Raw genomic sequence first — 20796 nt, 5'->3', positions numbered from 1 at the left:
ACCCGGCGGAACTTTGGTGCGACCCCGTTCCGCGCGCGTCCGGTCAGTAGGAAATCGAAACTGTCTCGGCCTTGTCTCCGAACTTGGGCAGCACCCCGAGCATCGGGGCAATGCGCCGAATGATCGCCGACACCGTCGGCGCGGCATTCAGGCCCGCCGTCGCGCCAATCCCCTCGCGCTCGGACTTCGGCTCGTCGATCACGACAAGCACGACATACTTTGGATCATCCATCGGGAATGCAGAAAGGAAAGAATTGCGGCGCTTGTTGGATACATAGCGGCCATTTTCGATCTTCTCCGCCGTCCCGGTCTTGCCGCCGACGAGGTATCCCGGCACCTTCGCGCGCCGGCCGGATCCCTGCAACACGTTGAGGCGGAACAGGTAGCGCATGATCTGGCTGGTCCGCGGGCTGACCACCTGCTGCGCCAGCTTTTCCGCGTCCGCCATCGCCCTCGGCATGAAGGTCGGCGGGATCAGCTTGCCGCCGTTGATGAGTGCCGCCGCCGCCGTCGCCGTCTGCAGCGGCGTCACCGAGATGCCGTGGCCGAAGGAGATCGTGATCGCGGCAAGCTCGTTCCACTTCGGCGGCAGCAGCGGCGTCGCGACTTCCGGCAGCTCCGTCTTGAGCCGCGTCGTCAGTCCGATGCGTTCCATGAACGCGCGCTGCTGGTCGATGCCCGCGGCCAGCATCATCTTGCCGGTGCCGATGTTGGACGAATAGATGAAGGTCTCGGCGACGGAGAGCATCCGGCGCTTGCCGTGGAAATCATCGATGGTACGCCCACCGATGCGGATCGGGCGGGTCGCGTCGAAGCTGTCGTCCATCGTGACCCGACCGCTGTCGAGCGCCATCGCGACGGTGAAGCCCTTGAACACCGAGCCCATCTCAAACACGCCGCCGCTGGCCCGGTTCATCCGCTTCTGGTCGAGAGCCTGGGCGCGGTCGTTCGGGTCGAAGTCCGGCAGCGACGACATCGCCACCACTTCTCCGGTGTTTGCGTCGAGGACGATGCCGATCGCCGCAATCGCCCTGTAGCGCTCCATCGCCTTGGACAGTTCGTCGCGCACGACATGCTGGGCGCGCAGATCGATCGACAGCGCCACGGGCTCCATCGAGCGGTCGCTGGCGAAGCCGAGCTTCTGCAGGTCGCCGAGCCAGGCCCTGTCGACGGCAAGCTCCATGCCGGAAATGCCCTGATTGTCGACGTTCACCGACCCGACGATGTGGCTCGCGGTCGGCCCACCCGGATAGAAGCGGCTGTTTTCCTCCAGGAAGCCGATGCCCGGAATGCCAAGATCGTGCAGCCTGTTGCGCTGGCGCGGCGTCAGCTCGCGCTTCAGCCAGATGAAGCCCGCATTGCTTGCAAGCCGGCGGCGGACCGCATCGGTGCCGAGCTCCGGCAGCACACTGGCGATACCCTCGAGCGCCTCGTCGACGTCGATGATCTTGCGCGGCTCGGCATAAAGCGAGGCGGTCTTGATATCGGTTGCCAGGATCTGGCCGTTGCGGTCGACGAGATTGGGACGTGACGCGGCAACGCTATCCTGCGCGGAGATATAGGAGGCCGTGGTCGCCTCCTCGCTCATGCCCAGCATCACCAGACGCGAGCCGATGGCGACGAAGACGAGGGAGAACATCGCCATCGCCATGTAGACCCGCGCCCGCGTGGCAGCGCGCGAGGGCGCGCGCGGCACGCGACGTTCGCCGACGGCGCGGCGCTGCAGGAAGGACACGGGCTGCTCGGTCACGGCCATGGCGCTACCTCACCACCGGGGCGGACGTGCCGGCATAGCCGCCAAGCGTCGCATTGCCGTCGATCGGCTCGAACTCGACCGGCTTCACGGGAATGTCCTCGATCCGCGTGATCTGCTCGACGGCGAGCGGCTCCAGATGGAGATAGTCGTTGTAGCGGTCGACAAGCCCCTGCAGACGACTCGGATCGTTGAGCAGACTCCATTCCGCCTTGAGCAGCTGGATACGCTCCCGCTCGCCCTCGATCTGGCGCTGAAGCGCCGCGACATGCTCGGCCGAGCGCTCCGCATCGTGCTTCATGTTGTAGACCGTCGCGGCCGCCCCGAGGACGCCGGCAACGAGAATGAGATTGGTGAAACGCGCCATGGCCTCAATCTCCAACCGAAACGATGGAAGCAACACGCGGCGCGCCAAGCGCCGTGCCGTCGATCTCGCGCGCCGGGGCGTCGGTGCGCCGGCCCGCACGCAGCTTCGCCGAGCGCGCCCGCGGGTTGCGTGCGGTCTCCGCCTCCGAAGGCTCCACCGCCCCGCGGCTGATCAGCTCGAATGTCGCCGGCGGCACATCGGCCTCCGGCAGATGCCGCGATCCGCCGGCGCGCGTGCGGCTGCGCTCGGCAAAGAAGCGCTTGACGATGCGATCCTCGAGACTGTGGAAGGTCACGACGACGAGACGGCCGCCCGGCACGAGCGCACGCTCGGCCGCAGCAAGCGCTGCCACGATCTCGTCGAGCTCGCCGTTCACGCAGATGCGCAGCGCCTGGAAGGTGCGGGTCGCCGGATGGATCTGCTTGCCCTTGCTCGGACGCCCGACCACCTTCTCGATGACGGCGGCAAGATCGGCCGTGCGGCTGAAGGGCTCTTCCTTGCGACGCTCGGCGATGGCGCGCGAGACGGCGGAAGCACGCTTCTCCTCGCCCAGCATTCCGATGAGGCGCGTGAGGTCGCGCTGCGGCATGGTGTTGACGAGATCCGCCGCGCTCGGACCGGCGCAGTCCATGCGCATGTCGAGCGGCCCGTCGAAACGGAAGGAGAAACCGCGCTCCGCCTGGTCGAGCTGCATGGAGGATACGCCAAGGTCGAGCACCACTGCATCAACGCCGGCAAGGCCGAGGCCCGCCACATGTGCGTCCAGCGCGGAAAAGCGCCCCTGCACCAAAGCGAGACGACCGCCGGAAGCGGCAGCGAGATCGGCGCCGGCGGCGATGGCCGTCGGATCTCGGTCGATACCGACGACGCGCGCGCCGGTCTCCAGCAGCGCGCGGCTGTAGCCGCCAGCACCGAAGGTGCCATCGACGACGGTCTCGCCCTCGCGCATCGCAAGAGCCGCGACGACCTCGTCGAGAAGAACGGGAATGTGACGATCGTCGTTTGCCGTTTCGGCAGCATCGGTCCGCTCGCGGGCTGCCATCATTGCGACACCCCCGCAGCGCCGCCGCCGGCCGCCCGCGCAATTGCCGCCATGGCGAGCTTCATCGCCTCGGCGCGGTGGGCGCGAAAACGCTCCGGCTCCCAGAGCTGAAACTTGTACCCCTGCCCGACGAAGGTCACGCGGTCGGCGATGCAAGCATGGTCGCGGATCATCTCCGACAGCATCACCCGTCCGTCTCCATCGATCTTCAAGGTTTCGCTCGCGCCGTAAAGCGCCGTGGACAAGGCGTCGTGATCGGCGGTCAGCGTCGCCAGGCCATCGAGACGTTTCTCGATTTCGCTGATGAGCTGGTGACCGCCCGCATCGACCGCCGTGTGGTGCAGGGAGGGGAAGCAGTAGAGACCTTCGAAGCCGTCGCGGGTAAGCACCTGGCGGAACGGAGCCGGGACGGAAACCCGCCCCTTGGCGTCGAGTCGATTTGTGTAGTGCGACACGAAGCCGGACATAGATTCTCTCGCCCCACCGCCGGAACTCACGATCCCGGCCTAACGCCATCCCCCGACACCTGGAAAACCCGATACGACGCACCCTGCGCATGGCACGATCGCTCGGCCCGTGCGCTGGTTTCGCGGGCCATGACAGCCCGGCCGCCTCAACTCGAAACGGGATGATTTGGGATAGCATGGGACCTCATGGGCGTCAATGGAATCCAGCGGTAAGAGCCCCCTCCTGTCGCCCCGCGACGCACCCTGAAAAGGTTATCCACGATTAAGCTTAATATTGAGTTGAGATGCCCCGGACCGGCGAAAAGCCGCGATTTCTGCCGGTGCGCTCAATCAATCGCGTTGATGAAAAAGGGGTTTTGCACATTGCGAGGCGAGTTGCGGCAGCCTGCCGCCGCCGCCCCGGCGACGGCGGCAGGCGCGAGACACAGCCGCAAGACGGCTGCGGCCGGTCTCCGGCATCCGGTGTCGCACGGACAGGGTTTTCGCGCTTGTCGCAGTGCCAACGCGCACACCGCCGCATCGCGCATACGGCGCACCGACCACCATTGCGGCATCCCGGACCGGCGCGAAGCGAGAGAAAGAGCGCGAGGAAAGTGGCCAAAGCCGGCCGGCCGAATGGCTGTGGGACGCCGTCCCATGCCCCGGTGGGGCACCATCCCATGCTCGGCACACGCCGCCATCGGGCGGAAGAAATGCAGGTATCGAGGGGGAGAAGTGTCAGCCGGCCTTTAAGCCGGGTTCTGTAAGGCGTGGCGCGAAGCCACGCGCGACGGCCATTCATCTTGGGCGTTCGTTGCCGAACGCCTCACGCAACCTACCCGGACGGCTGGCCTGGAAAAAACCGGACGCCTTTCGGCGTCCACGCCGTCCCTATTCGGTTTTGCTCCCGGTGGGGTTTACCATGCCGCTTCCGTTGCCGGTCGCGCGGTGGGCTCTTACCCCACCCTTTCACCCTTACCGCGGCCGAAGCCACGGCGGTTTGCTTTCTGTGGCACTTTCCCTAGGGTCGCCCCCGCCGGGCGTTACCCGGCACCGTTTTTCCATGGAGCCCGGACTTTCCTCCCCCGCGGCGTTTCCGCGCTTGCGGGAGCGGCCGTCCGGCCGACTGACCCGCGACAGGTATGCGGGGCACGCGCCCGGGTCAAGCGACACGGCAACCCCGCCCCGTCATTTCATCCAAAGGAGGTGCATAAGCCTCCTGACCCCCGGTTTCCGCCAGCGCCTCTGCGATGGCAATGGCGCAAGCCTCGGCGTCTCCCTCACGCGCATTGGCGAAGCCGACGACGAGGCCGCAGACATCCGCTTCCAGCGCGTAGGCAGACAGCGCCGCGACACCGAAGCCGCGCCGGTTGGCCGCTGCCGCCACCGCCTTGTCGTTGCAAGGCATGTTGAAACGCACGGCGCATTGCACGCCACCGACCGGATCAGAGAGCCCGACCGCATTACCCAGGCGCGACCTCAGCGCGGCTGCCAGCGCGCACCCGCGCTCCTCGTAGGTTTCGCGGATACGCCTCAGATGCGCCCGGTAGCGCCCGCTTTCGATGAAGTCGGCGAGCGCTGCCTGTGTCGCCACATTGGCGAAATGCCCCGTCACCCGCAGCGCCCGCGCGAGCGCCGGAGCAAGATCTTCCGGCACCACCATATAGGCGCAGCGCAACCCCGGAAGCATCGCCTTGGAAAAGGTGCCCAGATAGACAGTCTGGCCGTCGTGCCCCAACCCCTGCAAGGCCGCGAGCGGCCGACCGGCAAAGAGAAACTCGCTGTCATAGTCGTCCTCGACGACAAGCCCACCGCAGGCCCGCGCCCGCTCGAGCACCATCAACCGCCGCTCGAGCGGCATGCGCACGCCGAAGGGATACTGGTGCGAGGGCGTGACATAGATCAGCCGCGGCGGCGGATCGAGCGGCATGACGCTGGGGTCCGCCCCGTCTGCATCGACGGGCATCGGGCGCACCGAAAGCCCGGCCGCCAGGAAGGCCGCCCGCGCGCCCAGATATCCCGGATCCTCCAGCCAGACGGTGTCGCCGGGGTCGGCAAGAACGCTTGCCAGCAGGAAAAGGCTCGCCTGCGTCGACGGGGTGACGATGATCCGCTCCGGCGAGGCGCGCAGCCCGCGCTCCTCGACGAGGTAGCGCGCAAGCGCCTGCCTGAGCTGCCCGTAGCCGGCGATCTCGTCATAGAAGAGCGCCCCGCCACGCAACCCCCGCGTCGCCCGGCGCAGGGTGCGCGCCCATTCGTCCTGAGGAAAGCAATCAAGCCCCGGCGTGCCGGGCTCCAGCTTGCCGCCCCTCTTGCGCTCCGTCGCCCCCCAGTGGTCGACAGCCATGGCGAGCCCGCGCGCCGACAGGCCCGCGGATGGCGCGGGCGCGCTGCCTGCCTGCGTGCCGCCAAAGCGGGGCGGCAGCCGCTTCTCGTCCAGAATGCGCGGCGCCGCCCCCTTGCGCACGGACACCACGCCTTCCGCTGCCAGCAGCTCATAGGCGGCGTTCACCGTGTTGCGAGAGACCGAGAGGGAAGCAGCCAGCGCACGGCTGGAGGGCAAGCGTCCGCCCAGCGCGAGACGGCCGTCGGAGATCGCCGCACGCACGCCGCGATAGATCTGCTCGGGAAGCGGCACCGCGCTCCCCCGGTTCAGGATCAGCAAGCCTTCCAGCATAAACCTGCCCCTCAATATTCATGAAACTGGACCTTTTCAGGAACCACTTTGATGACACACTTCGCGAGAAATCGCAAAGGATGCCTGCATGCCCCTATCGAACGCCTCGCAGTCCCGCCCCCCCGCATATGCCCGCACCCGGGTCCGCAACCGGGATGTCTCCGACCGCGACGCGGCCCGCGACGTCCTGAGCGCCGGCCGGATCGCCCATGTCGGCTTCATCGCTGAGGGCCGGCCAATGGTGATCCCGATGATCTATGCGCTCGTGGGCGACACGCTCTATCTGCATGGCGCAAAAGCGACGCGCATCATCAAGGCGAACCGCGAGAACGCCCCGCTCTGCGTGACAGTCACGCTGGTGGACGGCATCGTCGTCGCCCGCTCCGCCTTTCACCACTCGATGAATTATCGTTGCGTGATGGTGCATGGCGACGCGCGCCACGTCACCGACGCCGAGGAGCGCGACCAGGCGCTGGCCGCGCTGACGGACCATCTGCTTCCGGGACGGTGGGACGAGGTGCGCCCGATGACGGCCAAGGAGAACGCCGCGACCGGCATCCTCGCACTTGGGATCGACTGCATGAGCATGAAGATGCGTGACGGTCCCCCCAACGACGATGAGGACGACTACGCCCTGCCGATATGGGCCGGGGTCATCGAACTGCGCGAGGAGGCAAGCGCCATAATCGACGACCCGCGCCTCGCCGCCGGCGTGGATCGGCCGGCGTCGGTCGCCGGCTACCGCGCTGCTGGCGCAGCGACGGACGAAAAGGACTGACGTGCATGTACGCGATAGAGCAAAGCCGGGAGACCCGGCGCGAGGTGCTGCTGGCCGCGATCCGGGAGATCGGCCTGTGCACATTGGTGACGGGCGCGGGCGGGCTCGCCGCGACACTCGTACCCCTCGCCATCCGCGAACGGGCCGGCGGAACCCTGTCGCTTGTGGGGCACTTCGCCCGCGCCAACCCGCACTGGCGCGGGGTCGGTGCGGGTATCGAGGCGCTTGCCCTCTTCCAGGGCCCACACGCCTATGTCTCGCCGGGCTGGTATGCCACAAAACGCGAGACCGGAAAGGCGGTCCCGACCTGGGCCTATGTGGCGGTGGAGGCGCGCGGCACGCTGCGTCTCATCGAGGAGCCCGAGCGGCTTCGGCAGGTGCTCGCCGAACTGACGCACGACCGTGAGAGCGGCCGCCCCGCCGCCTGGTCGCTCGACGAAGCTCCCGCCGACTACCTCGCCGCACTCATGCGCGGCATCGTCGGCTTTGAGCTTGAGGTCTCGACGCTTTCCGGCGTGTGGAAGCTGAACCAGGCGAAACCCGCCGCGGACCGGCAAGGCACGGCCGACGGCCTGTCCCGCGAGCCCGGCGCCAACGCCCGCATCCTCTCGGGGATGGTGCGCGACGGCCTCGCGGCAGCGGGGGAGGAGTAGCCGCGAAGCCGGGATCGCCGTCCAACTTCCATCACGCGCCGCCGCCGACAACGGGCCCGGCCTCTTGCGAAGCTTGCGCCACGGGCCGCGGCGCGGCCCCCGGACCGATACTTCAGGACCGGGCCATGATGCTCCGGACCTTGGCGCAATAGCGCTTGCTCACCGGGTTCATCCGCTTTGCGAAATGACCGGCGTTGTAGCGCAGGATCGTGCCGCAGAGGTCGCCACCGGCCCGCTTGCGGGCGCCGGCGAGATACTTCATGCCGTAAGTGATGTTTGTCTTCGGATCGTAGAGCGCCTTGGCGCTGCCGCTGAAGCCGACGCCGCGCGCGGTCTGCGGTTTGATCTGCATGAGACCGATCTCGCCGTGGCGGCCACGGGCACGCGGATTGTAGTTGCTCTCAACCTTCACAATGGCATGAGCAAGCTCCACGGGGATGCCGTGCTTGCGCGCCTCCGTGCGGATGATGTCGTCGTACTTGGCGCTCCTGGCGCCGGCTTCGAGGATCGACGGATCGACCGTCGTGGTTCCCGTCGCCGCCGTCTGGCATGCGCCCAATCCGAGCGCCAGCGTCAGCACGCCGATGAGGCGCGCAAGGTTTGCAAATGTCATGTGCCCGACCTTTTGAGAGTTCGTGGTTTTGTCTCGAGGCGCGGGGGTATGACGCTGCGGTAGGACGAAAATCCGGCAGGGAAAGTCACGAAATATTACAAGAACACCGATGAAATACGCACAAAATGTGGAGATACCGTCAAAATTGACAGGACCTGGGCAGGCTTATGTTGCAATGCGGCAAAGACGGGGCGAGACCTTGCCGCGCCTGCCTGAAACGCGGCGGCGCGCGCGTTTCCGAACCGTGGTCAACCGGCCTCAAACGACCGCGGGACGCTCGCAGAGCAGCCGGTGAAGCGTCGTGATCGTCGACATGTCGGCGATGCCGTCGACCCTTTCAGGCCGATGGTGACGCTGGAAAGCGGCAACCGCCAGACGCGTCGCCGTGCTGTAGTCGCCGTCGATGGCCATCTCGAAACCCAGGAGCGCCAGCATCGACTGCAACGCCTCGACCGGCTGCCCCTTGTCGCCTTCCTGCAGATAGCGCCCGCCGGAAATCGGTTCCGGCACGACCCAACTCCCAACGCCCGAAGCCGCCAGCCGGTTCCATGGAAAGAGCTCGCCCGGGTCGACCTTGCGCGCCGGAGCCACGTCGGAATGGGCCAGCACCCGCCAGGCCGGAATGGCGTGCCGGGCACAGATGTCGCGGCACAACGCGATCACCGCCTCGATCTGCGCGTCGGGGAACGCACGGTAGCCGTAGTCATGTCCGGGATTGACGATTTCGATGCCGATGGAGCGCGCGTTCACATCCCGCTCACCCGCCCAGTAGGAGGCGCCCGCGTGCCAGGCGCGCCGCGCTTCCGGCACCATCTGCAGAACCGTTCCGTCCTCGTCAACGACATAGTGCGCGGAGACCTCGGCGCGCGGGTCGCACAGCCTGCGAACCGCCGCCTCGGCGCTTTCCATGCCCGTGTAGTGCAGGATCAGCATGTCGATGGGCGCGCCCTCGGGGCGCTCGCCATGGTTCGGCGACGGCTGGAGGCGGGCGGGGAGAGAGGTATCTGTCTTGACGCCCATGGTCAGCGGGTTCCGTTCAGTGGATCTGGATCTGTCAAATGCCGCGTTCGGCCGCGACCTGCGCATAGGCGGCGTTGAGCGCCGCCATCCTGTCGTTGGCGATGCGCACGAATTCCTCCGGCACGCCGCGCGCGATCAGCCGGTCAGGGTGGGTCTCGGCGACGAGCCCGCGGTAGTGCCGCTTCACGTCCGCGTCGCTTGCCTGCCTGTTGATGCCGAGCACCACATAGGGATCGCCCTGGCTGCGGGTGTGGCGGGCAAGGATCTGGTTGAAGCCCCGCGCATCGAGACCGAAGATCTCGCCGACGCGAGCCAGATAGGCGACCTCATGCTCATGCACAACGCCATCGGCCTTGGCGATGTGAAACAGCACGTCGAGAATGTCGACGCGGATCTCCGGATCGTCGGGAAAAAGCGCCGCCAGCCGCTGCGCATAGGTCTCGAAGCCGGCGACATCCTGCTTGGCGAGATTGAACAGGCGCGCCACGTTGCGCTCCTCGCCACGCGGGATCTCGAACACGTCGAGAAAGGCGATCTCCTCGTCCCCCGTCACGACGCCGTCGGCCTTCGCCATCTTCGCCGCGAGCGCGATCATCGCCACCGTGAAGGCAACGGACCGTTCCCCGCGCCCCTCCCCGGCCGAGATTATGTAGGCGATGATCCTGTCAACCGCCTCGATGCCGCCGGCGCCGATTGCGGCAACGACCGCGCTGATCCTTTCCCAGATGCTCATCCGTCGAACACAGCCTAGACCGACCGGGTGATACCGCCGTCGACGCGGAGGTTCTGTCCGGTGATGTAGCCAGCACCTGCTGACAACAGGAATGCGACCGTGTCGGCCACCTCCCCGACGGTGCCATAGCGGCCCATCGGGATGCGCGAACGCCGGTCCTCCTTCTCGGGCAGGCTGTCGATGAAGCCCGGCAGCACGTTGTTCATGCGAATGCCGTCCGCCGCATAGCGATCGCAGTAGAGCTTGGTGAACGCGGCAAGGCCGGCGCGGAAGACGCCCGATGTCGGAAACATCGCCTCCGGCTCGAAGGTCGCATAGGTGGAGATGTTGACCACCGCGCCCTTGCCCGCTTTCAGGAAATGCGGGGTCACCGCCCGGCACATGCGCACCACGTTGAGCAGATAGTGGTCGAGACCCAGGTGCCAGTCCTCGTCGGAAATCTCCAGAACGGCGCCCTTGGGGCCGTGTCCGGCGCTGTTGACCACCGCGTCGATGCGCCCGAAGCGCTCCGCGCTGGCCGCCACGAACCGGGAGATGTCGTCGGCCTCAAGCACCGAGCCGGTCATGCCGAAGCCGCCGAGTTCCCGCGCCAGCGCCTCACCCTTGCCCGAGGAGGAGAGAATGGCGATCCGCGCGCCGCCCTCAGCCAGCCGCCGGGCAATCGCGGCGCCCATGCCGCTGCCGGCCGCCGTCACCAGAACCACCTGACCGTCCATCGCCTTGCCTCCTACCCGCTTTCGCCGCTGCCGGGCGTCATCGCCTTCACACGGCGCAGGCCGCGATTCGTACCCTCCGCATCGTCCCCGTCAGAGGCGACAGCGCAAGATTTTTTCGCGCCTCAGTCCCGCGGCATTTCAGGCATCGCGCCCGTCATCTTCGCCGGATCGACAATCCGGTCGAAGGTTTCGGCATCCACATACCCGAGTTCGAGAGCCGCCTCGCGCAGCGTCAACCCGTCGTGGTGGGCGTGGTGGGCGATCTTCGCCGCCTTGTCGTAGCCGATCTCCGGCGTCAGTGCGGTGACCAGCATCAGCGAGCGGCCGACCGTCTCGGCAAGCTGCGCCTCGTTCGCCTCCATGCCCTCGATCGCGAAGCGCGAGAAATGCTCCATGCCGTCGGCGAGCAGCCGGCAGCAGGTGACCACATTGGCGCCGATCATCGGCTTGTAGACATTCATCTCCAGAAGCCCGGCCGCGCCCGCCTGCGCCGTCGCCGCATCGAGGCCCATGACCTGCTGGCTCAACATCGCCAGCGCCTCGCATTGGGTCGGGTTGACCTTGCCCGGCATGATCGACGAGCCCGGCTCGTTCTCCGGCAGGTGCAATTCGTTGAACCCGGCGCGCGGGCCGCAGGACAGGAGCCGTATGTCGTTGGCAATCTTGTTGAGCGAGACGGCAAGCGTTCGCAGAACACCCGAGGCCATGACCATGGCGTCATGCGACCCCATGACCGCGAACTTGTTCGCCGCCGCGCGAAACGGCAATCCGGTCTGCGCGGCAAGCGCCTCGGCCACACCCGTGTCGAATCCTGCCGGCGCGTTCAGCCCGGTGCCCACCGCCGTGCCGCCGATGGCAAGTTCCATCAGCCCGTCGCGGGCAAAGACGAGCCGCTTGCGGTTGTCGTCGAGGAGCCCGACATAGCCGGCGAACTCCTGGCCCAGCGTCATCGGCACGGCGTCCTGCATGTGCGTCCGACCGATCTTGACCAGATCGCGCCAGGCTTCCGCCTTGTCGCGCAACGCCTTGCGCAAGGTGGCCAGCGCCGGCAAGACACGGGTTTCGATCATCAGCGCGGCGGCGATGTTGAGCGCCGCCGGCACCACGTCGTTCGACGACTGCGAGCGGTTGACGTGATCGTTCGGATGCACCGGATTCTTGGAGCCGAGCACGCCGCCGACCATCTCGATGGCACGGTTGGAGATCACCTCGTTGACGTTCATGTTGGCCTGGGTTCCCGAGCCGGTCATCCAGACGCGCAACGGAAACTCGCTGTCGAGATGGCCGCCGATGACCTCGTCAGCGGCCGCCACGATCAGCCGCGCCAGCTCACCGTCCAGCACGCCAAGCCTGGCGTTGACCTCGGCCGCCCCGCGCTTCAACCGCGCCAGCGCATGAATGATCTCGAGCGGGAAAAGATCCTGGCCAATGGCGAAATGATGGCGCGACCGTTCCGTCTGCGCGCCCCAGTAACGGTCGGCGGGAACGTCGATCGCTCCCATTGAATCCGTCTCTCGCCGCATTGGATCTCTTGTCATGAAACACCTCTCGTCCTTGCTGACGTAGCGCGTGAAAGCCTCGATTCAGGGTCTGGAAACTTTGCCCGGCCATACTCTTTGCCGGCCCGGTCAGGAATGAGGCGACCGCGCGGGGGATTTGCATTTTGCGCAATATTAGATCAGTCGCAGGCCTGCTGTTCGGATTTTCGGTGGTGATCGCCTTCGCCATCGCGATCTACACCGCCAATGTGTTCTTTTCCAATGCACTTTACATCCGCGACGCCCGCGAAGCCGCCAAACGCATTTCCTGGGAACTCGGCGAATACCTGGACAGGGGGCGGGCCCCACGCCTGACGGCGGATCTCGCCCATGAAGGATACGCGCGCAAGCCTGACCTGCTCGGGACGCCGCCCATGCTGCGCTCGACCCTCGACGGCCTCGATGCCCGCCGCAACACGTCGGCTGCGACCGACATGCGGATAGACCGGTTCGTCAACCACCTGGAAAGCCATGAGGATGTGAGCACCGTCGCCATCGTCTGGTTCGCCGGGCACGACGGCGAAGCCGCCGACGTACTGCTGCCGCGCGCGTCTACCGACGTCCTCGCACGCGCCCACACCCAGTTGCGCACCCTGGTGCGCGACGTGCGCGCCACCGCCGCCCCCGCCGTCGACGTCGGCAAGGGCGTTCTCGGGCTGGGCGGAGGGATGTCGCTGATCGCCATCCCCATCGCACAGGAAGGCCAACTCGCGGGCACCGTGGTCGTGACCTACGACCAGAAGAACACCGGCGTCTTCCTGACCGACATCCTGCGTTTCGGCGTCGCCATCGTCGTCACCCTTCTGTTCGTTGCCATGGGCCTTGCCGCGCTGTTCGTCTGGATGCGCTTCCGCGACCGGCTGAACGCCAGCAAGACAATCCAGTTCCTTGCCCATCACGACGCGCTGACGAGCCTGCCCAACCGCACGGTCTTCAACACCAAGCTGACCGAGGCCTTGCGCCTGGCCCATGCCAAGGCGAGCAACATCGCCGTCATCCTGATCGACCTCGACAAGTTCAAGGACGTGAACGACACCCATGGCCATGCCGCCGGCGACCTTTTCCTGCAGATCGTGTCCGACCGGCTGAGTGCGGTCTTCTCGCGTCACCTGGTCGCCCGTCTTTCGGGCGACGAGTTCGCCGTGTTGCTGGCGACCGACGCCGACCGCGAAAGCGTGACCCGGCTCGCCGAGGCCATGCTCGCGGCAACCGAAATGCCGACGCGGATCGACGGCAAGGACATTCCCGTTTCCGTCTCCATGGGCATTGCCCAGGCAACGGATGCCGCCTGGCGCGCGTCCCGCCTGCTTCATTGCGCCGACCTGGCGCTCTACCGCGCCAAGCATGACGGCCGCTCGACCTACGCCTGGTACACGGCCGACATGGATGCCGATGCCAAGGAGCGCAAGAAGCTCGAGACCGACCTGCGCAAGGCGCTCAAGGAAGACCAGTTCCGCCTGCTCTACCAGCCGCAGTTCAGCCTCGGCGACCTGAAGTTGACCGGTTATGAATCACTGCTGCGCTGGGAGCATCCCGAACGCGGAACCATCTCCCCGGCGATCTTCATCCCGATCGCCGAAGAGGCCGGCCTGATCGAGGACATCGGCTTCTGGGTGCTGCGCCGTGCCTGCGCGGAAGCCGCCGCCTGGAATGACCAGAGCCTCTCCGTCTCCGTCAACGTCTCCGCCGCGCAATTCAAGCCCGGCAACACCGAGCGTCATGTCTTCGAGGCGCTTCAGGCAAGCGGCCTCAACCCGCGCCGCCTGGAGATCGAGATCACCGAAAGCCTGCTCATCGCCAATACGGCTGCGGTGGTCAAGACGCTGACCGAGGTCCGCGCCCTGGGCGTGTCCGTTGCCATGGACGACTTCGGCACCGGCTACTCGAGCCTCAGCTACCTGTCCCGCTTCCCCTTCGACACCATCAAGATCGACCGCTCCTTCGTCGCCACCCTTGGCAGCAACGGCACGACGGATGCGATCATCGCTTCGATTGTCGGCCTCGGCCGCTCGCTCGGCGTGACCATCACCGCCGAGGGCGTGGAGAACGAGGAACAGGTGACGTTGCTGCGCGCCGCCGGCTGCGACAAGGTGCAGGGCTTCCTCTTCGGTCGGCCGATGGACCTGTCGAACGAACTGGAAAGCGCCAACGCTGCGCGCCAGCAGGAAAAGAACCGCGCCTTCCTCGCCAAGCGGCGCAGCAGCTATGGCTTGCCGTCGCCTGCTGATGCCGCGATCACCGACGGCACGGCGATCTCGCTGCCTGAGGCGAATGCGTCCGACCAGGGATCCGGCGAGACGGCCGCTCCGAACGGCGAAGCGACAGCCGACGCCGACATGACGCCAAAGGCCGACGATGGCCCAGTGGCCGGGCGGACGACAGGCAGCCGCGGCGAAAGCACCTACGGCTGAACGCCCGTCTACATGGCCGCCGCTGCCCGCGCCGCCTGGTCGTAATGGCCGGAGACGGAGCGCAGCGTCGCCGCGAGCCGCGACAGCTCGGCCTCATCCATGCCCAGCGCCTTGACCGGCCCGACGAGCAAGGCCTCGCGCAGACGCCGATACTCCATGCAGATTGCCTCGCCCGCGGGAGAGATCGCCACGGTCTTTTCCTTGCCGCGCTTTCCCGTCTCCACGAGCCCCGCGCCGACGAGCTTCTTCAGGGCGTAGGTGACCGTGTGGGTGTCCTCGATGTTGAGCACCAGGCAGATGTCGGCGAGTGACTTCGGACGCCCGCGGTGGTTGACGGAATGCAGGACCAGCGTGTCCAGCGGGCTCATGCCCGGAGCACCGGCCGCCGCCATGCAGCGCGACATCCAGCGATGATAGGCGTTGACCATCATCGTCACCGCGAATTCGACCTCGGAGAGCGCCGGCATCGCACCGGAGGCCAGATGCGCCGCCGATACGACAGGCCCGATGCCGGAAGCCGCCGGAGCGGCGTGGCTGGTCTCGTCTGCCATTCATCTTCCCGTTGCCAGAATGAAACGTCCGCGCAAGGCTAGTGCATCCTTGTGCGGACTGGAAACCGCCCGAACCAAAAATCGGTGCAAGAGAGCGTGACCACCGCTCAGGTCGACGGGTAGCGGCGCGGCGAGAGGCCACTGTGGAACCAGCTCACGAGGCTCTCGACGGAATAGACCGGCACGCCACAGGCTTCCCGGATGTCGGCTGCATAGGGAACCATGTTGGTGCATTCGAGCACGATGGCGCCGACCTCCGGGTGATCATCGAGGAGCGCCTGCGCCGCCGCAACGTTCTCCGCGCGGGCCCGTTCGACGTCCAGCGTCGTGCGATTGCCGAGGATGGCGCCGGAGAACTCCGTCCCCGCGTCGAGCCCGGCGACAGGCGTATCCGACCGGCAGCCGGCGGCGGCAAGATGCGCCGGCGTCAGCGACGCTGCCGAGATCGTCAGGATGCCGGCGCGGCGCGATGCCGGCAGCAGCGCCTCGACCATAGACACCTGCATGAGCGAGGAGGTCGCCACCGGCACGCCCAGCGCCGCGCGCAGCGCATCCTGGAAAAGCACCAGGAAGCCGCAACTCGTCACGATGCCCTGCGCGCCCTCCGCGACTAGCGCATGTCCCGCCTCGACGAACGGCGCAAGCAGCCCTTCCGCCCCGCCCGTCACCGCAAGCTGCGGACTCGCTCCGCGAACCACCTTGAAGGCAACCGGAAACGGCCACGTCGCCGGATTGCCGAGATCGCCAGGAATGCGTGGAAAGCGCGTTTCCAGCATGAGGATACCGATTGACGCAAGCCCGTTCCTGTCGATCAAATTCCCCTCCGGCGCGCAAAGGCCCTGTCGTTCCGGCCAACGATGACCCGACCCGCCCTCGCGGTCAAAGGCGAATGCCAGCGACCGGCGAAGGACTGTGGAACGACCTCCATTGCCGTGATTTTATCGATAAATCGTTGACATGAAGCACCGCCGCTTGCAGAGTTTTACAGGGCAGTTTCGGAGGGGTTTGTGCGCAAGGCGAGTGTTGAGACGGACACTGTCGCGGTGATCGGTGCCGGAATCGTTGGCGTCAGCGCCGCGATCTGGCTTGCCCGGGACGGACGCGATGTCGTCCTCATCGACCGTGCCGGACCCGGCGAGGGCACTTCGCACGGCAACGGCGGCGTTCTTGCGTCCTGCTCGGTCGTGCCGGTCACCGTTCCGGGCCTGATGCGCAAGGCGCCGGGCATGATCCTCGACCCGAAGAGCCCGCTGTTCTTGCGCTGGTCCTACCTGCCGCGCCTGATGCCGTGGCTTGCCCGTTACCTTTCCCATTGCAACGAGCGCGACGTCCGCCGCATCGCCGCCGCCCTGACGCCCATTCTCGGCGACAGCCTTGAGCAGCATCAGGCGCTGGCAGCGGGCACTGCGGCCGAACGCTGGATCCGCCCGTCAGACTATCTTTATGTCTATCGCGACCGTGCCGCCTACGAGGGTGACGCCTTCGGTTGGGGCATCCGGCGCGACTGCGGCTACACATGGGACGAGATGGAAGCCGAGGAGCTTGGGCGTTACGATCCCCTGCTCGGCCCGGCAAACCGCTTCGCCGCCAAGCTTCCCGGCCATGGCGTGATCCGCGATCCCGGCCTTTACGTGAAGGATCTTGCCGCCCATTTCGAGACGCTCGGCGGACGCATCGTCAAGGCAGACGTCAAGGGCTTCGAGTTCGACGGCGACGGCCGTCTCGCCGCGCTTGGCACCGACGCCGGGCCGATTGCGGCAAGCCGCGCGATCGTCGCCACCGGCGTCTGGTCGAAAGGCCTGTCGAAACTGCTCGGCATCGATGTGCCACTGGAGAGCGAGCGCGGCTATCACCTTGAGCTCGAGGAACCCAGCGCCTCGCCAGCGGCGCCCGCCATGGTTGCCTCGGGGCGTTTCGTCATCACTCCGATGGAAGGCCGCATCCGCCTCGCCGGCATCGTCGAGTTCGGCGGGCTGGAGGCCGGCCCCGCCGAGGCGCCCTTCGGCATCCTCGAGGCGGAGCTTCGCCGGGCAATGCCCACCCTCTCCTGGAAATCCACCCGAAAATGGATGGGGCACCGGCCGGCGCCGAGCGACTCCATCCCCGTGATCGGGGCGTCGCCTGTCCATGGCGATGTCCTGATGGCCTTCGGCCACCACCACGTCGGACTGACGGGCGGGGCGAAGACCGGACGGCTTGTCGCCGACCTCATCGCCGGACGAAAGCCCAATATCGACCTGACCCCCTATTCGCCGGAGCGTTTCGCCAGCTAGAGTGACGCGATCCCGCAAAGAGCGGCAAGGGAAGACAAACAGACCGACCAGAGCAGGAACCCGCCCCCGAAACCGCCGTTACAAGGCGTCCCGGGCGAAAGCCAGAAAATGATTGGAGGACTTGAAATGACTGTGTCCACGAAGACCCGCAAGACGCTTGCCCGCACCACGGCCCTCGTTGCCGCCGGCCTCGCCCTCGCCGCGACCTCGCTGCCGGCGAGCGCCGAGAAGTGGGACCTGCCGATGGCCTATCCGGCCAGCAACTACCACACGGAAAACGGCGCCGCCTTCGCCGCCTGCGTGACCAAGGGCACCGACGGCGCGATCGAGATCGTCACCCATCCCAACGGCTCGCTCTTCGGCGGCGCCGACATCAAGCGCGCCGTCCAGACCGGCCAGGTGCCGATCGGTGAGCGCCTGCTCTCCGCTCATGCCAACGAGAACCCGCTCTTCGGCGTCGACAGCATTCCCTTCCTGGCAACCTCCTTCGACGATTCCGTCAAGCTTTGGGCGGCAGCCCAGCCGGCGATCGAGGAAGCTCTCGCCGACCAGAACCTCGTCCTGCTCTACACCGTGCCGTGGCCGCCGCAGGGCATGTACTTCAACAAGGACGTGAACTCGGTCGCCGACATGGAAGGCCTGAAGTTCCGCGCCTACAATGCCGCGACCGCCAAGCTCGCCGAGCTTACCGGCATGCTGCCGGTGCAGATCGAGGCGGCCGAGGTTCCGCAGGCCTTCGCCACCGGCGTCGCCCAGTCGATGATCTCGTCGGGCGCGACCGGCTATGACAGCAAGCTGTGGGAGCATGTCTCCAACTTCTATGCCGTCGACGCCTGGCTGCCGCGCAACGCCGTCTTCGTCAACATGGACAGCTGGAACGGCCTCGACGACGCGACCAAGAAGGTCTTCACCGACTGCGCCGCCACCGCCGCGGCCGACGGCCTCAAGAAGGCCCAGGACTACACCTCCTTCACCCTCAACGGGCTGAAGGAAAACGGCATGAAGGTCGAGATGCCGAGCGACCAGCTCAAGGCCGACCTCGCCAAGATCGGCGAGACCATGACCGCCGAATGGCTCAAGTCCGCCGGCGACAAGGGCAAGGCCGTCGTCGACGCCTACAAGGCGAACTGACCAGGCCTGACACGGACCCCCGGCGGATGCGCCGGGGGTTTCCGGATAGCTCCTGGCCCCAAGCCGGACGTTCGTTCCGGCACCGGCCACCTGTGACCGCGCGAACCCCAGGGACGATCCCATGACCGCACTCGGACGAGGGCTGAGACGCCTTCTCGACGGGCTCTATTTCGCCGGCGGCGCGCTCGCCGCGCTCTGCCTCGTCTCCATCCTGGTGATCATCGTCGCCCAGATGGTGGCGCGCTGGACGGGCCTCACCTTCCCCGGCGCGGCCAGCTATGCCGGCTATGCCATGGCCGGCGCCTCGTTCCTTGCCTTCGCCCATGCGCTCAACCGCGGCGCCCATATCCGCGTGAGCCTGCTCCTCGCCGCGCTCGGCCGCCACGCCAGGTGGCTGGAGGTCTGGTGCTTCGGCATCGGCGCGGCGCTTGCCTGGTTCCTCGCCCGCTACGCCATCAAGGCCGTCTACTGGTCGTGGAAGCTCAAGGACGTCAGCCAGGGGCAGGACGCGACGCCGCTGTGGATCCCGCAACTCGCCATGGCCACCGGCGCCGTCCTGCTGGCCATTGCCCTTACCGATCACCTCCTGCGTGTCCTGTTCACCGGCGATGCCGGCATCAAGGCGGACACGGTCGAACAGAGCCACGGGGAATAGGCATCGATGGAAACCTTCGCCCCGATCGTTCTCTTCCTCTTCGTTCTCTTCATGCTGCTCGGCACCGGCGTCTGGGTGGGCCTTGCGCTCCTCGGCGTCGCCTTCGTCGGCATGGAGCTCTTCACCTCGCGTCCCTCCGGCGATGCCATGATTACCGTGATCTGGGCCACGTCCTCCTCCTGGACGCTGACGGCGCTGCCCCTCTTCATCTGGATGGGAGAGATCCTCTACCGGACACGGCTTTCGGAAGACATGTTCCGCGGCCTGTCGCCCTGGATGGCGCGGCTTCCCGGCGGTCTGCTCCACACCAATGTGGTCGGCTGCACGGTCTTCGCCGCCGTCTCCGGATCCTCCGCCGCGACGCTGACCACCGTCGGCAAGATGTCCGTGCCGGAGCTGCGCAAGCGCGGCTATCCGGAAAAGATGGTGATCGGCACCCTCGCCGGCGCCGCAACCCTCGGGCTGATGATCCCGCCGTCGCTGACGCTCATCGTCTACGGCGTGACGATCAATGAATCCATCACCAAGCTGTTCATGGCCGGCATCCTGCCGGGCCTCGTGCTCGCCGGCATGTTCATGGGCTACATCGCGATCCACTCGAAGTTCTCGCGCGACTACAACCCGACGCCGGAGCCGAGGATGTCCTTCGCCGAGAAGCTCGCAAACTCGCGGTTCCTGCTGCCGGTGCTCGGCCTCATCGCCGTCGTCATCGGCTCCATGTACCTGGGCTACGCCACCGCGACGGAGGCCGCCGCCCTCGGCGTCATCGGCGCGCTGGCGCTCGCCGCCGGCCAGGGATCGCTCACCTGGTCGACCTTCGGCGAAAGCCTGATGGGCGCGACCCGCACCTCCGCCATGGTGGCGCTGATCCTCGCCGGCGCGGCCTTCCTGTCGCTTTCGATGGGGTTCACCGGCCTGCCGCGCGCGCTCGCCACGTTCATCGGCAGCCTCGAGCTTTCCCGCTTCGAGCTGCTGATGGCGCTGCTCGTCTTCTACATCGTCATCGGCTGCTTTCTGGACGGCATCTCCTCGGTGGTTCTCACCATGGCCGTGGTGGAACCGATGGTGCGCGCCGCCGGCATCGATCTCGTCTGGTTCGGCATCTTCATTGTCGTGGTCGTCGAGATGGCGCAGATCACACCGCCCATCGGCTTCAACCTCTTCGTGCTGCAGGGGATGACCCGGCACGAGATGCCCTATATCGCCCGCGCGGCGCTGCCGATGTTCGCGATCATGGTCGTCATGGTCTTCGTGCTGATCGCCTTCCCGGATCTGGCCACCTGGCTGCCGGAGAACATCCGCCAGCGGCCCTGACCGGCACGGGCAACCGGCGGCGGTCCTCCGCCGCCGGTTGCCGCAATTCTAACGTTGACATTTTATCGATAAAAAGTTGACTTAAGCAAATCCGGGAACGCTGGACTTGCGAACCGGGGAAATTC

The 20796-nt window shown here is 66.6% G+C and carries 19 protein-coding genes and 1 other RNA gene; 7 read left to right on the top strand and 13 right to left on the bottom strand.

Going from position 1 to position 20796, the window contains the following annotated elements; all coding sequences use genetic code 11:
• Positions 1 to 43 precede the first annotated feature (43 nt).
• The 6 genes from ACSLUQ_RS01825 to pdxR all read right to left on the bottom strand — a co-directional run bounded on the left by ACSLUQ_RS01825 (position 44) and on the right by pdxR (position 6285).
• Positions 44 to 1756 carry a peptidoglycan D,D-transpeptidase FtsI family protein gene (locus tag ACSLUQ_RS01825; protein WP_417771037.1) on the bottom strand — a complete coding sequence of 571 codons (1713 nt, stop codon included), beginning with the start codon at positions 1754 to 1756 and terminating at the stop codon, positions 44 to 46.
• Positions 1757 to 1760: 4 nt separating this feature from the next.
• A complete protein-coding gene (gene ftsL, locus ACSLUQ_RS01820; protein ID WP_417771038.1) occupies positions 1761 to 2120 on the bottom strand; it encodes a cell division protein FtsL in 360 nt (119 codons plus the stop codon).
• Between the two features lie 4 nt (positions 2121 to 2124).
• Positions 2125 to 3165, bottom strand: a complete 1041-nt coding sequence (gene rsmH, locus ACSLUQ_RS01815; RefSeq protein ID WP_461807542.1) for a 16S rRNA (cytosine(1402)-N(4))-methyltransferase RsmH — start codon at positions 3163 to 3165, stop codon at positions 2125 to 2127.
• Positions 3162 to 3629 carry a division/cell wall cluster transcriptional repressor MraZ gene (gene mraZ / locus ACSLUQ_RS01810; protein WP_417771040.1) on the bottom strand — a complete coding sequence of 156 codons (468 nt, stop codon included), beginning with the start codon at positions 3627 to 3629 and terminating at the stop codon, positions 3162 to 3164. The genes rsmH and mraZ overlap by 4 nt, the downstream gene beginning before the upstream one ends.
• A 713-nt stretch (positions 3630 to 4342) precedes the next feature.
• An RNA gene (gene rnpB / locus ACSLUQ_RS01805) (RNase P RNA component class A) lies at positions 4343 to 4738 on the bottom strand.
• Between the two features lie 32 nt (positions 4739 to 4770).
• The gene (pdxR, locus tag ACSLUQ_RS01800; protein WP_461807541.1) at positions 4771 to 6285 is read right to left on the bottom strand and encodes a MocR-like pyridoxine biosynthesis transcription factor PdxR; all 1515 of its coding nucleotides are present in this window, start codon (positions 6283 to 6285) and stop codon (positions 4771 to 4773) included.
• Positions 6286 to 6373: 88 nt separating this feature from the next.
• Between pdxR and ACSLUQ_RS01795 the strand changes: the two genes are divergently transcribed.
• Positions 6374 to 7063: a pyridoxamine 5'-phosphate oxidase family protein gene (locus tag ACSLUQ_RS01795; protein ID WP_461807540.1), complete on the top strand. Its 690-nt coding sequence runs from the start codon at positions 6374 to 6376 to the stop codon at positions 7061 to 7063.
• Positions 7064 to 7068: 5 nt separating this feature from the next.
• Positions 7069 to 7716, top strand: coding sequence for an FMN-binding negative transcriptional regulator (locus tag ACSLUQ_RS01790; RefSeq protein WP_461807539.1), 648 nt, complete (start codon positions 7069 to 7071; stop codon positions 7714 to 7716).
• 112 nt (positions 7717 to 7828) lie between these two features.
• Here ACSLUQ_RS01790 and ACSLUQ_RS01785 read toward each other — a convergent pair whose 3' ends face one another.
• The 5 genes from ACSLUQ_RS01785 to fumC all read right to left on the bottom strand — a co-directional run bounded on the left by ACSLUQ_RS01785 (position 7829) and on the right by fumC (position 12321).
• On the bottom strand, positions 7829 to 8329 hold the full coding sequence (locus tag ACSLUQ_RS01785) for a lytic transglycosylase domain-containing protein (protein ID WP_417771044.1): 501 nt from the start codon (positions 8327 to 8329) through the stop codon (positions 7829 to 7831).
• Between the two features lie 258 nt (positions 8330 to 8587).
• Complete coding sequence (locus ACSLUQ_RS01780; protein WP_417771045.1) at positions 8588 to 9349, bottom strand: peptidoglycan recognition protein family protein; 762 nt, start codon at positions 9347 to 9349, stop codon at positions 8588 to 8590.
• Between the two features lie 34 nt (positions 9350 to 9383).
• Entirely contained in the window at positions 9384 to 10082 is a 699-nt protein-coding gene (locus tag ACSLUQ_RS01775; protein WP_417771046.1) for a TerB family tellurite resistance protein, read from the bottom strand.
• A gap of 14 nt (positions 10083 to 10096) precedes the next feature.
• Entirely contained in the window at positions 10097 to 10798 is a 702-nt protein-coding gene (locus ACSLUQ_RS01770; protein ID WP_417771047.1) for an SDR family oxidoreductase, read from the bottom strand.
• A gap of 122 nt (positions 10799 to 10920) precedes the next feature.
• Positions 10921 to 12321, bottom strand: a complete 1401-nt coding sequence (gene fumC, locus ACSLUQ_RS01765) for a class II fumarate hydratase (RefSeq protein WP_417771210.1) — start codon at positions 12319 to 12321, stop codon at positions 10921 to 10923.
• Positions 12322 to 12461: 140 nt separating this feature from the next.
• Between fumC and ACSLUQ_RS01760 the strand changes: the two genes are divergently transcribed.
• Entirely contained in the window at positions 12462 to 14747 is a 2286-nt protein-coding gene (locus ACSLUQ_RS01760; protein WP_461807538.1) for a putative bifunctional diguanylate cyclase/phosphodiesterase, read from the top strand.
• 8 nt (positions 14748 to 14755) lie between these two features.
• On the opposite strand, the gene ACSLUQ_RS01755 is transcribed toward ACSLUQ_RS01760, so the two are convergent.
• Positions 14756 to 15298, bottom strand: coding sequence for a winged helix DNA-binding protein (locus ACSLUQ_RS01755; RefSeq protein ID WP_417771049.1), 543 nt, complete (start codon positions 15296 to 15298; stop codon positions 14756 to 14758).
• 107 nt (positions 15299 to 15405) lie between these two features.
• Positions 15406 to 16113, bottom strand: a complete 708-nt coding sequence (locus ACSLUQ_RS01750; RefSeq protein WP_461807537.1) for an aspartate/glutamate racemase family protein — start codon at positions 16111 to 16113, stop codon at positions 15406 to 15408.
• 192 nt (positions 16114 to 16305) lie between these two features.
• Here ACSLUQ_RS01750 and ACSLUQ_RS01745 point away from each other — a divergent pair, with 192 nt between their 5' ends.
• The 4 genes from ACSLUQ_RS01745 (at position 16306) to ACSLUQ_RS01730 (ending at position 20671) form a co-directional block, all read left to right on the top strand.
• Complete coding sequence (locus tag ACSLUQ_RS01745) at positions 16306 to 17571, top strand: NAD(P)/FAD-dependent oxidoreductase (protein ID WP_417771051.1); 1266 nt, start codon at positions 16306 to 16308, stop codon at positions 17569 to 17571.
• 126 nt (positions 17572 to 17697) lie between these two features.
• A complete protein-coding gene (locus tag ACSLUQ_RS01740; protein WP_417771052.1) occupies positions 17698 to 18702 on the top strand; it encodes a TRAP transporter substrate-binding protein in 1005 nt (334 codons plus the stop codon).
• A 121-nt stretch (positions 18703 to 18823) separates the two neighbouring features.
• Positions 18824 to 19357: a TRAP transporter small permease gene (locus ACSLUQ_RS01735; protein WP_417771053.1), complete on the top strand. Its 534-nt coding sequence runs from the start codon at positions 18824 to 18826 to the stop codon at positions 19355 to 19357.
• 6 nt (positions 19358 to 19363) lie between these two features.
• Positions 19364 to 20671 carry a TRAP transporter large permease gene (locus ACSLUQ_RS01730; RefSeq protein WP_417771054.1) on the top strand — a complete coding sequence of 436 codons (1308 nt, stop codon included), beginning with the start codon at positions 19364 to 19366 and terminating at the stop codon, positions 20669 to 20671.
• Positions 20672 to 20796 lie beyond the last annotated feature (125 nt).

It is taken from the genome of Stappia sp. ICDLI1TA098, assembly GCF_054880955.1.
Note: the sequence above shows the minus strand (reverse complement) of the source record. Positions and strands in the feature narration are given on the sequence as shown.